Here is a 1,687-nt window from a genome sequence, read left to right on the forward strand (position 1 = left end):
CCTCCCCCTTGTGGGGAGGGGTTAGGGGTGGGGGTCAGCGCCGCCGGAAGGTCCATCTAGGCTCTTCCCTCCGCCCCGGTCATCATCAGGCCGAGCCGCGCGATCGTCGCATCGGCGCTGTCGAGCGTGCCGACGATGCGGCCTTCATACATCACCGCGATGCGGTCGCAGAGCACCAGCAGCTCTTCGAGATCCTCGCCAATGACGATGATGCCGCAGCCCTTGGCCCGCATGTCGAGGAACTTTTCATGGATGAAGCGGGCGGCACCGATGTCAAGCCCGCGCGTCGGCTGCGAGACAACAAGCACCTTCGGATCGAAGGCAAGCTCGCGTGCCAACAACGCCTTCTGCAGATTGCCGCCGGAAAGCGCTCCCGCGCGGGTCATCGGCCCGGGGCACCTGATATCATAGGCCTTGATCTGCTCTTCCGCGAAGGCGCGGATCGCATCCGGCTTCAGCAGGCCCCTGCTGCTGAAAGCGGCGGTGCCGATGCGCGGCAATACCATGGAATCGGCGAGCGGCAGGTTGGTGACCAGTCCTGTGGTCATGCGGTCTTCCGGGATGCGGCCAAGGCCGAGCGCCTGCACCTCGCGCGGCGAAAACCGCGAGACTTTTTGGCCGGCAATCGTCATCCGTCCGGCATCGGGCGCCCGCACGCCGGAGATCACCTCTGCCAGCGCCCGCTGGCCATTGCCCGACACCCCGGCAATGCCGAGGATTTCGCCGGCACGGACGGCAAGCGATACGTCGCGCAGCGGCGTGCCGGAATGATGCGAGGTGGAAATGCCGTCGAGTGTCAGCACATCAGCACCTGGCGTCGATGGCCCCCGCGCCGGCGGCACGATCTCATGGCCGCACATCAGTGTTGCCATCTCCGAGGATGTCGTGTTGGCCGGGTCATCGACGCGGCCGGCAACGCGGCCATGCCGCAGCACCGTGCAGCGATGCGTCAGCGCCCGCACCTCGTTGAGCTTGTGCGAGATGAAGATGATGCCGAGACCTTGCGCCGCCATAGAACGTAACGCCGAAAACAGCCCGTCGACCTCGCTTGGCGCCAGCACCGCTGTCGGCTCGTCGAGGATCAGCAGCCTGGCGCCACGAAACAGAGCCTTGACGATTTCGAGCCGCTGCTGCTCGCCCACCGACAGCGCCGAGACCGGCAGGTTCGGGTCAAGCATCAGCCCATGCTGGCGGCCGATCTCGGCCAGCCGCGCCAGCCCGCCGGCGCGGTCGATCCGTCCTGTCTTGCCGGGGATGCCGATCAAAAGGTTTTCCAGCACAGTCAGCCGCGGCGCGAGGTGAAAATGCTGGTGCACCATGCCGATGCCGGCGGCCAGCGCATCGGCGGAACTGGTGATCCGCACCGGCTTGCCCTGGATGAGGATTTCCCCAGCATCGGGCGCATAGGCGCCGAACAGCACATTCATCAGCGTCGTCTTGCCGGCGCCGTTCTCGCCCAGCAACCCCAGGATCTCGCCGGGTGCCACGCTGAGATCGACGGCCTCGTTCGCCTTGACGGCGCCGAAGCTCTTGGTGATGCCGCGCATTTCGATGAGGGGGGCGGGCAAGGGCAAGGATGCTCCTGATCGGAGTTGGCTTTGCGGTTCAGCTTTGATTGAGAGGGATGCGCTGCACCCCCCTCTGGCCTGCCGGCCATCTCCCCCTCAAGGGGGGAGATCGGATGCCA

At 66.1% G+C, this 1,687-nt stretch carries 1 protein-coding gene; it reads right to left on the bottom strand.

The window, feature by feature from the left end; genetic code table 11:
- Positions 1 to 56 precede the first annotated feature (56 nt).
- Positions 57 to 1,568 carry an ABC transporter ATP-binding protein gene (locus EOB59_RS34675; protein WP_128290292.1) on the bottom strand — a complete coding sequence of 504 codons (1,512 nt, stop codon included), beginning with the start codon at positions 1,566 to 1,568 and terminating at the stop codon, positions 57 to 59.
- Between the last annotated feature and the right edge of the window lie 119 nt (positions 1,569 to 1,687).

This window comes from Mesorhizobium sp. M7A.F.Ca.MR.176.00.0.0, from assembly GCF_004023165.1.
GTDB lineage: Bacteria > Pseudomonadota > Alphaproteobacteria > Rhizobiales > Rhizobiaceae > Mesorhizobium.